We start from the raw sequence: 13,967 nt of genomic DNA on the forward strand, positions 1-13,967 counted from the left end.
TCCGCGGCATTGAGCGAATCTGACGCCACCTCGGCGGGATCTTCGGCAGCTGATTTCGACGTCACTGGGCGACGAATCTTTTCCCTGGCGTTTCCGGCACTCGGGGTGCTGGCAGCCGAACCCCTCTATCTGTTGTTCGACATCGCCGTGGTCGGCCGACTCGGGGCACTCCCGCTGGCCGGGTTGGCAGTCGGTGGTCTGATCCTGTCGTTGGTGAGTACGCAGCTGACCTTCTTGTCGTACGGCACCACGGCGCGGGCCGCACGGCTTCACGGGGCGGGCCGCGAGCGTGATGCGGTGGGCGAGGGTGTTCAGGCGACCTGGCTGGCGGCCGCGATCGGCTTGGCCTTGGTCGTGATCGTGCAGGTGATCGCCGGCCCGCTGACTTCGGCGGTGGCCGGGACTCCCGACATCGCCGCGGCTGCGGAAAGTTGGCTCCGGATAGCGGTGTTGGGTGTTCCGCTCATCCTGGTGGCCCTGGCCGGCAACGGCTGGATGCGCGGGGTTCAGAACACGGTGCGACCGCTGCGGTTCGTCCTTGTCGGCCTGGGTATTTCGGCGGTGTTGTGTCCGATTCTGGTGCACGGCTTGCTCGGTGCTCCGCGTCTGGAACTCGAAGGATCAGCTGTTGCGAATCTGGTGGGCCAGAGTGTTTCGGGTGTGCTGTTCGCCTGGGCGCTCTTTCGTGAACCGGTTTCGGCTCGACCACATTTTGCGATCATGCGGGCGCAGATGCTGATGGGCCGTGACCTGATTCTGCGCAGCCTCGCATTCCAAGCGTGTTTCGTTTCCGCGGCTGCAGTGGCGTCGAGGTTCGGTGCGGCTGTAGTCGGTGCCCACCAAGTTGTCCTCCAACTGTGGAACCTGGTTTCGCTCCTTCTCGATTCCTTGGCGATCGCAGCTCAGACGCTGATCGGAGCGGCGCTAGGCGGTGGATTCGCAGCCGCGGCGAAAAAGATGACCTGGCGGATCACCGCTTGGTCGACGGTATTTGCCGTGGTGCTCGCGATCTTCTTCGCCGCCGGCCACTCCGTGATCCCCGGAATCTTCACGTCCGACGTCGAGGTGCTCGGTCAGATGTCGATCGCATGGTGGTTCTTCGTCGCGATCATGCCGGTGGCGGGAATCGTCTTCGCACTCGACGGTGTTCTGCTCGGCGCCGGGGACGTGGTGTTTCTGCGCAACGCGACCATGCTGTGCGCCGTTCTCGGGTTTCTGCCCGCGATCTGGCTCTCTCTCGCCTACGACTGGGGGCTGGCCGGAATTTGGGCAGGGCTTACCGTGTTCGTAGTACTTCGGATGGTCGCGGTGTCGTGGCGAGCGTTTTCCGGCAAGTGGGCCGTGACAGGTCCGGCGACGGCGAAGCGCGGAAGTTCAACTGAGGAAGCAGAGGGATCGTGGCAGCAAAGCTGATGGCGGTGAGCGACATTCATGTCGGTCACAACGGCAACAAGCCGATGACGGAGGAACTGTTTCCGGATTCGCCTGACGACTGGCTCATTCTCGCCGGAGATGTTTCCGAGAAAACTGACGACATTCGGTGGGCGTTGAAGCTCCTTCGCAGCCGATTCGCAAAGGTCATCTGGATTCCGGGCAACCACGAACTGTGGACGACCGCCAAGGATCCGGTTCAGATTCACGGAGCGCCGCGCTACGAGTACCTGGTCAACATGTGCCGCGAACTCGACGTCATCACACCCGAGGACCCGTTCCCGGTGTGGGAGGGAGACGAGGGACCGGTCACGGTCGTCCCGATGTTTCTTCTCTACGACTACTCCTTCCTGCCGGAAGGTGCGCGAGACAAGGAACACGGGCTCGAGATCGCGCGTGACAAGAACGTCGTCGCCACCGACGAGTTCCTACTCTCACCGCAGCCGTATGCGACGCGCGACGCATGGTGCCGGGCGAGGATCGAGTACACCCAGGCGCGGTTGGATGCGCTTCCCGAAGACACAAGAACCGTTCTCGTGAACCATTTCCCGATGGTCCGGCAGCCGACGGACGTGCTCATGTATCCGGAGTTCGCACTGTGGTGCGGAACCACCGCTACCGCCGACTGGCACGTGAAGTACAACGCGGTGTGCTCGGTGTACGGGCACCTGCACATCCCTCGAACCACGTACTACGACGGCGTCCGCTTCGAGGAAGTCTCACTCGGATACCCGCGCGAGTGGCGTCGGCGTGGACTGCCGGAGAAGTTGTTGCGTCAGATTCTTCCCGTTCCGGAGTACCCGCCGGGAACGCTCAACAAGTGGGGTGGCCACTTCAAGGTCACGCCGGAGCAGGAAGCCGAAGTCGAGCGCATGCGCGCCGGACGCTGAGAGGTATCGCTACGTGATCGAACAGATTCTTCCCGGTGGAGTTGCGACGGCCGAGGCCTTCGTGGATCCGCCCGGTCTGGTTCCGCACCCCAGTGAGGAGGCGTTGATCGGCCGCGCGGTCGAGAAGCGTCGTCGTGAGTTCGTGACCACCCGGCACCTTGCGCGTCAGGCGATGGGCAAGCTCGGTGTTCCGTCTGCCGCTGTCATGCGCGGTGAGCGTGGTGCGCCGCTCTGGCCGCAGGGAGTGGTCGGGAGCCTCGCCCATTGCGACGGCTACCGCGGCGCTGTCCTGGCGTACTCCATGCAGGTCCGCTCACTCGGTATCGACGCCGAACCGCACGGCCCGCTGCCGGACGGGGTATTGCCCGCGGTCAGCATCGAGGCGGAACGAACGTGGTTGGACACTCAGGAAACCGGCGGTCCGGTGCACTGGGATCGAGTGCTCTTCTGCGCGAAGGAAGCCACGTACAAGGCGTGGTTTCCGCTCACCGGGCGCTGGTTGGGTTTCGAGGACGCCCACATCACGTTTGAGGCGGAGTCGGAAACGTCCGGCACTTTCAACTCGCGTCTGCTGGTCCCCGGTGAGGCGACGTCCGGTCCGCCGCTCACCTCTTTCGACGGCAGGTGGTTGGTGTCGGACGGACTCATCCTGACGGCAATTTCGGTGCAGTGAGCGCGACTGGCAGAATCGGCACACGTGTCAGCTCGTGAAAAGCCTTCCTCCGGTCTTGTCGGCGCCGGAATTCTGATTGTCGACAAAGAGGCGGGTATCACCAGCCACGACGTGGTCGCTCGGTGCCGCAAGTTGTTGAACACCCGCAAAGTGGGACATGCCGGGACGCTGGATCCCATGGCGACCGGCGTCCTTGTTCTCGGTGTGGAGCGTGCGACCAAGTTGCTCGGACTCCTGGCGCTGACCACCAAGGCGTATTCGGCGACCATTCGCCTCGGTGCAGCGACGGACACGGACGACGCCGAGGGTGAGGTCCTGACTTCCACAGACGCATCGCAAGTGACGGACGCGGAGATCGCGGCGATCGTGGCCACGCTGACCGGAGACATCAAGCAGATCCCGGCGAGCGTGAGTGCTATCAAGGTCGACGGTCAGCGCGCACACGCGCTGGTGCGAGCCGGAGAAACCGTCGAACTCGCGCCTCGCTCGGTAACGGTGTCGACTTTCGAGGTTCTGGCGCGGCGAGATGTCCCGGGAGGATTCGTCGATCTGGACGTCGACGTGGAGTGCTCGTCCGGTACGTACATCCGCTCGCTCGCCCGCGACCTCGGTCGTGAATTGGGCGTCGGCGGTCATTTGACGGCACTGCGCCGCACCCGCGTCGGGCCGTTCACTCTCGAACATGCGCGCACGCTCGAAGATCTCGCGGAACAGCCGGGTGTGAGCCTCGACATCGATCAGGCCGCGCAGACGGCTTTTCCGCATCGGCAGATCACGGCGGAGGAAGCCGAGGCGATCAGCCAAGGGCGCTGGCTCGAGCCGATCGGGATGAAGGGGATCTGTGCGGCGATCGATCCCACCGGTCACACGATTGCGCTTCTGCAGGAGAAGGGTCGACGCGCCAGTTCGGTGATGGTCGTGCGACCGGCGACGCTTCGCGGGTGATCGTCCGCGAGCGTGTCGACGGCGACCTCGACGGTTGCGTCGATGCGCTGGCACAGGTCCACGAGTGCGACGGATATCCGAACACGTGGCCGCAGAACCCGCACCGCTGGCTCAGTTCGCCCACGGTGGTGAAGGCGTGGGTCGGTGAGAGTGACGGTCGTGTTGTCGGTCATGTGGCCGTCGACAGCGAGGTCGCAGGTGTGCCCACAACCGCGGGATCGACAGCCGTGTCGCGATTGTTCGTTCATCCTGGCTCACGTGGAAACGGCCTCAGCGATGCGCTACTCGATGCTGTGACGGATTTCGCAGCCGAGAGTCGGTTGGAACTGGTGCTCGCCGTCGTCGACGACGCTCTGCCGGCGATCGCACTGTACGAGCGTCGAGGGTGGGTGTACGTCGACGAGAGGCTCGCCGACTGGACCCGGACCGACGGCGTCCGGCCCGTGGAACGCCGATACCGACTGCCGCTTTGACTACCTCGGCTAGACGAGCCAAATTGCTTGAGCGACTGGACTTCCCAAGTCGATGGTGTCGGGGCTGTCGCCGAGTCGAACGGACACTGTCCCGGCGAAATCGCGGCGCTCCTCGACGGTGATCTCGACATCGAGACTGACGCCGACGGAATCGAAGTACCGGAGCATTTCGGGATCGGAATCGGAGATCCGGGCAACGCGGCCCCGCTCACCGTTGGCGAAGTCGCTGAGCTGGCGGGCCGGGGGAGTCGGCACCGAACCGTCGGTGGCGGGAATGGGATCACCGTGCGGGTCACGTTCGGGGAAGCCCAGTTTGGCGTCCATCCGCGAGATCATCAGATCGGAAACGGCGTGTTCGAGGACTTCGGCCTCGTCGTGGACTTCGTCCCAGCCGTATCCGAGTTCCTGAACCAGATAGGTCTCGATCAACCGGTGGCGCCGGACCATGGAGACGGCGGCGGCGCGGCCGCTGTCGGTCAGGGCGATGGATCCGTAGCGGGCGTGATCGACCAGGCCCTGGTCCGAGAGTTTGCGGATCGCCTCGGACACCGTCGAGGCCGAGACGCTCATTTTCTCGGACAGGAGCTTGGTGGAAACCCGCTCGTGGGACCACTCCTGGATAGTCCAGATGACCTTGAGGTAGTCCTGGGCCACCGACGAGAGTGCGAGCGTGTCGATTGCCGCGTCCTGCGCCGAAGTGCTGTCGCCATCCGACGTCGATGATGCTTCCGAGGTTCCGGTCTTGTGAGCTGCCACAACGCTTAGCTTAGGCTACGAAATCCGGAACTTCCGTACGTGAGCGGCAGCACAGCGGTGATTCGCTGGGCGGGTCCGAACGTGACCCGCCGCCGGTGGACCCGTAGGCTGCCAATCGTGCTGAGATGGCGTGGTCTCGACGAAGTTCCGGCCGATTGGGGTCGTTGTGTGCTCACTATCGGTGTGTTCGATGGTGTGCATCGTGGGCATGCCCAATTGATAGCGAGAGCGGTTACCGCTGCCCGCAAACGTGGTGTTCCGAGCGTGTTGATGACGTTCGACCCGCATCCTATGGAGGTTGTGCGACCGGGTAGTCATCCAGCCCAGTTGACGACGCTGCAACGGCGTGCGGAATTGGCTCAGGATCTGGGCATCGACGTGTTCTGCGTGATGCCGTTCACCGCTGATTTCATGAAGCTGACGCCGGAGCGCTACGTCCACGAGATTCTCGTCGAACGTCTACATGTCGCCGAGGTCGTGGTGGGGGACAACTTCACCTTCGGCAAGAAGGCGCTCGGCAATGTCGATCTTCTTCGTGAAATGGGCGCTCGCTTCGGCTTTGCCGTCGACGGCGTCCAGCTGCTCGCCGAGCATGCGGTGACGTTCTCGTCGACCTACATCCGCTCGTGCGTCGACGCAGGCGACATGGAAGCGGCTACCGAAGCTCTGGGCCGTCCACATCGTGTCGAAGGTGTGGTCGTCCACGGTGACAAGCGTGGACGCGAGTTGGGGTTCCCGACGGCCAACGTTGCACCGCCGATGTTTTCGGCGATTCCGGCCGACGGCGTGTACGCGGCGTGGTTCACGGTGCTCGGTGCCGGCGAGGAACTCGGAACCGTCGTTCCCGGTCGCCGATACCAAGCCGCGGTGTCTGTGGGTACCAATCCGACCTTCTCGGGCCGGACCCGAACCGTGGAGGCATACGTTCTCGACACCGAAGCAGACCTGTACGGACAACACGTCGCGGTCGACCTGGTTTCGCGGATTCGCGGTATGGAGAAGTTCGACTCGATCGAGTCGCTCATCACGGCGATGAACCGAGATGTCGAACGCGCACGCCGGATTCTGAGTGAGGATGCAGAACGCAGCGTCGGTTGAGCTGCTCCTGTGTCAGTGGCGGCCGCCACATTCGCTCCAGGTGGGCGAAAGCGCCTCATTGCTGCTGGTAGGATCTTCTCTCGGTGCGTGCTGCGGTTTGCGGTGGCCGCACCGATCTAGTTCCTTTCACGCAAACGTCATCACAGGAGTGAATCAAGTGGCATTGACCACGGAAGAAAAGAAGGTCGTTCTCGGCGAGTACGGCTTGCACGAGACCGACACGGGATCGCCTGAAGCTCAGGTGGCAATGCTCACCAAGCGCATCACCGATCTCACCGAGCACCTCAAGACCCACAAGCATGACCACCACTCGCGTCGTGGACTGCTCTTGATGGTCGGTCGCCGTCGTCGTCTGCTGAAGTACGTGGCAAAGACCGACGTCGCTCGCTACCGCACGCTCATCGAGCGTCTCGGCCTGCGTCGCTAGATTTTTCTCACGACGCTGATCGAAAGCAACACGGCATGCTTCGGTTTGCCGAACACTCCGTCAGCCGGCGAAGCCACGCATATACTGGGCTTCGCTGGCTTTCGGCGTTAGCTGCCGCAAGGCAGTTTCCGCTGTCGGCGCTATGCACAGTTGTCCAGGCGCAGTTGTCTAGGCGCAGTTGTGCAGTGCGCAGCCAGCACACCGTATGCACCAGAGAACGTGGTGTCGGTTGTCGGTAGTGGTTCTCCGGACCGGGCAAGTGCCCGAAAGCTCCGGCGGACTTCGATCGACGGCCGCCCGAACGTCGTGACGTCCCGAAGCAGAAATCGCTCGCATCGCAAGGAGCGTCTGCAATTCAAGAGGGGGACGTCCCTCGGTGCGCAGTTTCCACCAGGAGGGTGGAAACGCCCGCGCGGGTACGGCGAAGACGAGAGGGAAGTGAAGAGAAAAGAATGACAGAGAATTCCGTAGTAGAGGTCGACGAAGGCGTGTTCGAATCCACCGCCGTGATCGACAACGGGTCCTTCGGTACCCGCACCATCCGTTTCGAGACCGGACGCCTTGCTCAGCAGGCCGCCGGCGCCGTCGTTGCTTACCTGGACGACGAGACCATGCTGCTGTCCGCCACGAGCGCCAGCAAGCACCCCAAGGAGCACTTCGACTTCTTCCCCCTGACGGTGGACGTCGAAGAGCGCATGTACGCAGCGGGCCGCATCCCCGGTTCGTTCTTCCGTCGTGAGGGACGCCCCTCCACCGACGCGATCCTGACCTGCCGCCTCATCGACCGGCCGCTGCGTCCGTCGTTCGTCGACGGTCTCCGTAACGAGATCCAGGTCGTCGTCACGGTCATGAGCCTCAACCCGCAGGATCTGTACGACGTCGTGGCTATCAACGCCGCTTCCGCGTCGACGCAGATCGCGGGCCTGCCGTTCTCCGGCCCCGTCGGTGGCGTGCGTGTTGCACTCATCGTCTCCGAGGACAACAAGGCCGGCCAGTGGGTTGCATTCCCGACGGTCGATCAGCTCGAGAACGCTGTCTTCGACATGGTCGTCGCCGGCCGCGTCGTGTCCGGCAGCGGTGACAACGCCGACGTCGCGATCATGATGGTCGAGGCCGAGGCCACCGACAACGTCATCGCGAAGATCGCCGACGGCGCTCAGGCACCGACCGAGGCCATCGTCGCCGAAGGCCTCGAGGCCGCCAAGCCGTTCATCGCACGTCTGTGCGCTGCACAGGCAGCACTGGCATCCAAGGCTGCAAAGCCCACGGGTGACTACCCGGTCTTCCCGGCGTACCAGGACGACGTTTTTGCTGCCGTCGAGGCCGCTGCGTCCGAAAAGCTCAATGCCGCACTGACAATCGCCGGCAAGCAGGAACGCGACGACAAGACCGACGAGGTCAAGGTCGAGGTTCTCGAGCAGGTTGCACCGAACTTCGAAGGCCGCGAAAAGGAACTGGGAGCAGCGTTCCGCTCGCTCACCAAGAAGCTGGTTCGCCAGCGCATCCTGCGCGATCAGTTCCGCATCGACGGCCGCGGCGTCACGGACATCCGTTCGCTGTCCGCCGAGGTCGCGATCATCCCGCGCGCACACGGCTCCGCACTGTTCGAGCGTGGCGAGACCCAGATCCTGGGTGTGACCACTCTCGACATGGTCAAGATGGCTCAGCAGGTCGACTCGCTCGGTCCCGAGACCACCAAGCGCTACATGCATCATTACAACTTCCCGCCGTACTCCACCGGTGAGACGGGCCGCGTCGGTTCGCCGAAGCGTCGCGAAATCGGTCACGGTGCACTCGCCGAGCGCGCTCTCATGCCGGTTCTGCCCAGCGTCGAAGAGTTCCCTTACGCGATTCGCCAGGTCTCCGAGGCGCTGAGCTCCAACGGTTCCACCTCGATGGGCTCGGTGTGCGCGTCCACGCTCGCACTGCTCAACGCCGGTGTGCCGCTTCGCGCTCCGGTTGCCGGTATCGCCATGGGTCTGGTTTCCGACCAGGTCGACGGCGAAACCCGCTACGTCGCGCTGACCGACATCCTCGGCGCCGAAGACGCCTTCGGCGACATGGACTTCAAGGTCGCAGGTACCAAGGACTTCGTCACGGCCCTGCAGCTGGACACGAAGCTCGACGGCATCCCGTCGCAGGTCCTCGCCGGTGCACTCTCGCAGGCGAAGGACGCACGGACCACGATCCTCGAGGTCATGGCGGAAGCCATCGACACCCCGGACGAGATGAGCCCGTTCGCTCCCCGCGTGACGGCCATCAAGGTCCCCGTCGACAAGATCGGTGAGGTCATCGGCCCCAAGGGCAAGATGATCAACTCCATCACCGAGCAGACCGGTGCCAACATCTCCATCGAAGACGACGGCACCGTGTTCGTCGGCGCCACCGATGGACCGTCTGCACAGGCCGCGATCGACATGATCAACGCCATTGCCAACCCGCAGCTCCCCAAGGTCGGCGAGCGGTTCCTGGGCACGGTCGTCAAGACCACCGCCTTCGGTGCCTTCGTTTCGCTCCTGCCGGGACGCGACGGACTGGTGCACATCTCGAAGCTGGGCAGCGGTAAGCGCATTGCCAAGGTCGAAGACGTGGTCAACGTCGGATCCAAGATCCGCGTCGAGATCGCCGACATCGATGCACGTGGCAAGATCTCGCTGATCCCGGTCGAAGAGGGCAACGACGAGGCTGCCGCTCCGGCCGCCGACGAGGCTGCTTCCGAGTAGATCTCACTTCGTACTCTGATGCGGCCCCGCGCGGATTTCCGTGCGGGGCCGCATCTGTACTGTCTGTAGACACAGAGCCTGTAGATACCTGATTGACCACTTGCACCGAGGACTGCTGAACCTTTTCATGGCAAAGACCACTCCCAACACCACGCGCAGCCGCAGCGCTGTGCTGAAATCGCCGATCGATGCGACTCCCGAATCCGGAGTACAGCGCACGGTCCTTCCCGGCGGCCTGCGCGTCGTCACCGAGTTCATTCCCGGTGTGCGTTCCGCCTCCGTCGGTGTGTGGGTCGGAGTCGGCTCGCGCGACGAGCAGCCGAGTGTGGCCGGTGCCGCGCATTTTCTCGAGCACCTGCTGTTCAAGTCGACGCCGTCACGGACGGCGTTGGACATCGCGCAGGTCATGGATGGTGTGGGCGGCGAACTCAATGCATTCACGTCGAAGGAACACACCTGTTTCTACGCGCACGTGATCGACGACGACCTTCCGATGGCGGTTGACCTTGTCGCCGACGTCGTGCTGCGAGGGCGTTGCAGAACCGCGGACGTCGACGTCGAGCGGCAAGTAGTGCTCGAAGAGATCGCGATGCGTGACGACGATCCGGAAGACTTGCTCGGCGACGCGTTCCTGACCGCGTTGTTCGGCGATCATCCTGTCGGCCGTCCGATCATCGGTAGCGTCGAATCGATCGAGTCGATGTCGCGCAATCAGTTGCATTCCTTCCATGTTCGGCGTTACACACCGCAGCGGATGGTGCTGGCCGTAGCGGGAAACGTCGACCACAAGCAGGTTGTGACGCTCGCTCGCCGTGCATTTGCCGGACATCTCGAGCGCGGGGTCAAGCCGGCGCCGCGGCGCGAAGGCACTCTGCGGTTGCGAACGATGCCTGAATTGAGCTTGACCCACCGCGACAGCGAGCAGGTCCACCTTGCGCTCGGGGTACGCGCGTTCGGCCGGCACGAGGGCCATCGCTGGGCGCTGTCGGTGCTCAACGCCGCAGTGGGCGGTGGGCTGAGTTCTCGTCTGTTCCAAGAGATTCGGGAGAAGCGCGGGCTTGCGTACTCCGTCTATTCGGGCGTCGACACCTTCGCGGACACCGGAGCGTTCTCCGTGTATGCAGGTTGCCAGCCGGAGAACCTCGGGGAGGTTGCCACGGTGATCCGCGAGGTACTCGCGAACGTGGCGACGGACGGAATCACCGATGCCGAGATCGCCCGCGCCAAGGGATCGCTGCGCGGCGGATTGGTTCTGGCACTGGAAGATTCAGGCTCACGCATGAACCGTATCGGTCGCAGTGAACTGAACTACGGCAACCATCGCAGTGTTGCGCAGACGCTCGCGACCATCGACGCAGTCACCTCCGAAGAGGTGCTCGAGGTGGCGCAGGTGCTCTTGACGAGGCCGTTTGCAGCCGCCGTCGTGGGTCCGTACAAGCGGGTTCGTGACCTCCCCGCGTCGGTACGCGGGATCGTGGGCAAGTAGTTCGAACTATCGAAATCGGGGTGTGCAGTTGAAGATCCGTGGTGCAGTGCTCGAAGAGATCGGCCGGAAGCGTCCCTTCGCAGAGTCGACTCCGATTTCGATTTCGGAACTCGACCTCGAATCCCCGGGCCCGGGTGAGATCCTGGTCAAGATCGAAGCTGCCGGGCTTTGTCACTCCGACCTCTCCGTGGTCGACGGGAATCGGGTACGACCCGTGCCGATGTTGTTGGGCCATGAGGCGGCAGGTCGAATCATCGAACTCGGCGACGGAGTTGATTCGTTGTCGGTGGGCACCCGCGTCGTGATGACTTTTCTTCCACGGTGCGGTGAATGTGCGGGATGCGCCACTGACGGCCGGATGCCTTGCACGGTGGGTAGCGCTGCCAACAACGACGGCAGTTTGCTCGGTGGCGCGCAACGACTGCGGCGCTCCGGCGAGAACGTCAAACATCATCTCGGTGTTTCGGGTTTCGCGACGCATGCTGTGGTCAACGCCAAGTCGGTTGTTCCCGTCGACGACGACATCCCGGCCGAAATTGCAGCCGTACTCGGTTGCGCGGTGTTGACCGGTGGGGGAGCGCTCCTCAACGCGGCGAAGCCTCGCCCGGCAGACACCGTGATGGTGGTCGGCTTGGGTGGCGTCGGGATGGCCGCAATCCTGACGGCGAGGGCACTCGGGGTCGAGAACGTCATCGGCGTCGACGCACTGGAGTCCAAGCTGGCTCAGGCGCTGGAACTGGGCGCGACCGAGGTCTTCACACCGTCCGGCCTGTCCGAGAGTGGCGTTCGCGCAGACATCGTCGTCGAGGCCGCGGGAAATTCTCGGGCCTTCGAGACAGCGGTGGCTGCGACGGCAGCGGGTGGCACGACCGTCACGGTCGGGTTGCCGGCGCCTGACGCGCGCTCGTCGATCTCACCTCTCGGACTGGTCGCCGAAGCGCGGACCATTATCGGCAGCTACCTGGGATCTGCGGTCCCGTCCCGCGACATCCCGATCTACGCGCAGTTGTGGCGCGACGGGAAGCTGCCGGTCGAGAAGCTCATTTCCTCGCGAATCGAATTGGCCGACATCAATTCGGGTATGGACGAACTCGCCGACGGAAAAGCAATCCGACAGGTCATTATCTTCGACGCGGAGTAGGTGCACGTCGGTGTTATGCAGCGGAAATGAGGCGTTTGCGCTCCCGATTCCCTCCCGAGTCGCCACGGAAAATCGTTACCCGTTGTAACGCTCCTCTCGTACTGGACGACTACTCGAATGACGTTGCGTGACGCCCCGGGGGTCGGTCGTACGTTTTCCAAAAGCTGATTGGGGAGAAGATATGCCGGTTCGTGGGTTCTTTTCGCGACATCGAATACTGGCGGGTGCAGTAGCGCCCGCAGCGCTCGGCGTGGCCGCACTGGTCGCGGTTGCGGTCGCTGTGGACTCTCCGGAGTCACGCACGATCGAGACACAATTGACGTCGTCGGTCACCGAGTGTCACGACATGGTCAGCATCGCGGTTGCCGGTCGACACGACACACCGGACGCTTCGACGGTGAAGATGTTGCTGGGAGCCGACGGGAAGCCGCTGCCGGCCGCCCTGTCCGGTGACTACAAGAGTGAACGCGTCGACCAGGTGATCAACCCGGCAGGCTCCGTCAACGCGAACAAGCCCGGCTCGTACGCGGCTGTGTACATCGCGTACCCGGCCAACATGGCGTCCTACGAGGATGCCGTCGCTGCCGGCGCTGCAAATACGCAGTCCGTGATGAGTGCCATCGCCAAGGAATGCCCGAAGACTCAGTTCTCGATCGTCGGGTACAGCGAAGGCGCCGATGTGGTGCGTTGCGTCGCGATGGACATCGGTACGCAGGAGAACAACGAGTTCGGGGTCGACCCGGACAAGGTTGTCGGTGTGGTCATGCTGGCGGATGCAGGCCGTGAAGCGGGCGACGGTACGTTCCTCGGTGCCAAGAATCCGTTCACGAACCCGGATAACTTCAATACGAAGTACCAGAACGGCACCTCCGCGACACCTGGCGAAGGTGTACTCCCCGGCACTGCCGGAGGTTTCGGCAAGCTGAACGGCAAGGTCGCGTCCTTCTGCTCGGACGGTGACTTCACCTGCTCGGCTCCCAGCAACATCTCTCTGTTGATCTTGGCGGCAAATGTCGGTCGGCAGTTGAACATCGACCAACTCGAAGCGCAGGGTCTGAACCCGGCCACCGGTCAGGACGTCGCGGTGGTGTTCGGCCAGATCGTCTTCGAGGCGTTCGCAGACATTTCGTCCAATCCCAACTGGATGCAGAGTGACGAGACATTCCTTCAGGTGATGCTCAAGGTCTCGGATCCGGAGTACAAGCCCGGAAAAACACCCGCGCCGGCGCCGGTAGCCGAGGGCGAGACGGTGTCCACCGACAAGGTGTCTCCGCTGGCATATCTGCCGCAGAAGCTTTTCAAGGAGATCGTCGGTCTGATTGCTACCAACCAGAACACGATTCCCGTGATCTTGAGCGACCCCTACCAGCAGACACTCGCTCCAGACGTCGGACACCACTTCGATTACTGGCGAGATGCGGATGCGGCCAACGGCAAGCCGTTGACTTCAGCTGAGTACGCAGCGGCCTGGCTCACCTACCTCGCCCAGCAGGCGAAGGAAGGAAAGCCCGTCGACACAACTGCGAAGCCGACCCCGGAACAGATCAGTGCTGCTGTCGATGCCTACATGGCTGACGGCAATGCTGAGGGCGACGCCGCGGTGGCTGAAGGCACCGGAACCGGTCAGGCACCGGCCGGGACCACTGGCTCCACGGGATCTGCTGGAGCGCCCGCAACCACGTCACAGGTGCCTGCGGCAGGATCGGCGTCGGTCACATCGGGAGCGGTTGCCACTCCGACGGGTTCGGCGGCAGTGACGCCGACGTCGACAGTTCCGACCACACCGGTAGCGGGAACGGATGCAACGACGGCGCCCCCGACTACGACAGTGACGTCGACGACCACGACGACGAAGGTGCCGGTTCCGAACCCGTAATCCTTCTCGCCGGCGTTCGTCACACGAATAACGCTGTCACAGGCTGCG

The 13,967-nt window shown here is 63.4% G+C and carries 12 protein-coding genes; 11 read left to right on the forward strand and 1 reads right to left on the reverse strand.

Going from position 1 to position 13,967, the window contains the following annotated elements:
• Positions 1-75 precede the first annotated feature (75 nt).
• The 5 genes from ASU23_RS21260 to ASU23_RS21280 are packed head-to-tail and all read left to right on the forward strand — an operon-like array spanning position 76 to position 4,412.
• The gene (locus ASU23_RS21260) at positions 76-1,413 is read left to right on the forward strand and encodes an MATE family efflux transporter (RefSeq protein ID WP_301336404.1); all 1,338 of its coding nucleotides are present in this window, start codon (positions 76-78) and stop codon (positions 1,411-1,413) included.
• The gene (locus ASU23_RS21265) at positions 1,398-2,321 is read left to right on the forward strand and encodes a metallophosphoesterase (RefSeq protein WP_058038658.1); all 924 of its coding nucleotides are present in this window, start codon (positions 1,398-1,400) and stop codon (positions 2,319-2,321) included. The genes ASU23_RS21260 and ASU23_RS21265 overlap by 16 nt, the downstream gene beginning before the upstream one ends.
• Before the next feature lie 13 nt (positions 2,322-2,334).
• Positions 2,335-2,994 (forward strand): 4'-phosphopantetheinyl transferase, encoded by a 660-nt coding sequence (locus ASU23_RS21270; protein ID WP_003942126.1) that lies wholly within the window; start codon positions 2,335-2,337, stop codon positions 2,992-2,994.
• 24 nt (positions 2,995-3,018) lie between these two features.
• Positions 3,019-3,939 carry a tRNA pseudouridine(55) synthase TruB gene (gene truB / locus ASU23_RS21275; RefSeq protein WP_058038659.1) on the forward strand — a complete coding sequence of 307 codons (921 nt, stop codon included), beginning with the start codon at positions 3,019-3,021 and terminating at the stop codon, positions 3,937-3,939.
• The gene (locus ASU23_RS21280) at positions 3,936-4,412 is read left to right on the forward strand and encodes a GNAT family N-acetyltransferase (RefSeq protein ID WP_058038660.1); all 477 of its coding nucleotides are present in this window, start codon (positions 3,936-3,938) and stop codon (positions 4,410-4,412) included. The genes truB and ASU23_RS21280 overlap by 4 nt, the downstream gene beginning before the upstream one ends.
• Positions 4,413-4,421: 9 nt before the next feature.
• Here ASU23_RS21280 and ASU23_RS21285 read toward each other — a convergent pair whose 3' ends face one another.
• Complete coding sequence (locus ASU23_RS21285; RefSeq protein ID WP_058038661.1) at positions 4,422-5,168, reverse strand: metal-dependent transcriptional regulator; 747 nt, start codon at positions 5,166-5,168, stop codon at positions 4,422-4,424.
• A 117-nt stretch (positions 5,169-5,285) separates the two neighbouring features.
• Here ASU23_RS21285 and ASU23_RS21290 point away from each other — a divergent pair, with 117 nt between their 5' ends.
• The 6 genes from ASU23_RS21290 (at position 5,286) to ASU23_RS21315 (ending at position 13,919) form a co-directional block, all read left to right on the forward strand.
• The gene (locus tag ASU23_RS21290) at positions 5,286-6,266 is read left to right on the forward strand and encodes a bifunctional riboflavin kinase/FAD synthetase (RefSeq protein ID WP_003942148.1); all 981 of its coding nucleotides are present in this window, start codon (positions 5,286-5,288) and stop codon (positions 6,264-6,266) included.
• 157 nt (positions 6,267-6,423) lie between these two features.
• Positions 6,424-6,693 (forward strand): 30S ribosomal protein S15, encoded by a 270-nt coding sequence (gene rpsO, locus ASU23_RS21295; RefSeq protein WP_003942254.1) that lies wholly within the window; start codon positions 6,424-6,426, stop codon positions 6,691-6,693.
• A 452-nt stretch (positions 6,694-7,145) separates the two neighbouring features.
• Entirely contained in the window at positions 7,146-9,416 is a 2,271-nt protein-coding gene (locus ASU23_RS21300; protein WP_020907444.1) for a polyribonucleotide nucleotidyltransferase, read from the forward strand.
• A 127-nt stretch (positions 9,417-9,543) separates the two neighbouring features.
• Complete coding sequence (locus ASU23_RS21305; RefSeq protein ID WP_003942169.1) at positions 9,544-10,902, forward strand: pitrilysin family protein; 1,359 nt, start codon at positions 9,544-9,546, stop codon at positions 10,900-10,902.
• Between the two features lie 28 nt (positions 10,903-10,930).
• Positions 10,931-12,043 (forward strand): alcohol dehydrogenase catalytic domain-containing protein, encoded by a 1,113-nt coding sequence (locus ASU23_RS21310; RefSeq protein WP_172827083.1) that lies wholly within the window; start codon positions 10,931-10,933, stop codon positions 12,041-12,043.
• 181 nt (positions 12,044-12,224) lie between these two features.
• Positions 12,225-13,919 carry a cutinase family protein gene (locus ASU23_RS21315; protein ID WP_058038663.1) on the forward strand — a complete coding sequence of 565 codons (1,695 nt, stop codon included), beginning with the start codon at positions 12,225-12,227 and terminating at the stop codon, positions 13,917-13,919.
• Positions 13,920-13,967 lie beyond the last annotated feature (48 nt).

Source organism: Rhodococcus sp. KB6 (assembly GCF_001445685.1).
Taxonomy (GTDB): domain Bacteria; phylum Actinomycetota; class Actinomycetes; order Mycobacteriales; family Mycobacteriaceae; genus Rhodococcus_F; species Rhodococcus_F qingshengii.

What these genes read in the sequence shown, in the direction of transcription:
- ASU23_RS21315 (WP_058038663.1), top strand. Translation starts at nt 12,225, where the DNA reads ATGCCGGTTCGTGGGTTCTTTTCGCGACATCGAATACTGGCGGGTGCA.
- ASU23_RS21305 (WP_003942169.1), top strand. Translation starts at nt 9,544, where the DNA reads ATGGCAAAGACCACTCCCAACACCACGCGCAGCCGCAGCGCTGTGCTG.
- ASU23_RS21300 (WP_020907444.1), top strand. Translation starts at nt 7,146, where the DNA reads ATGACAGAGAATTCCGTAGTAGAGGTCGACGAAGGCGTGTTCGAATCC.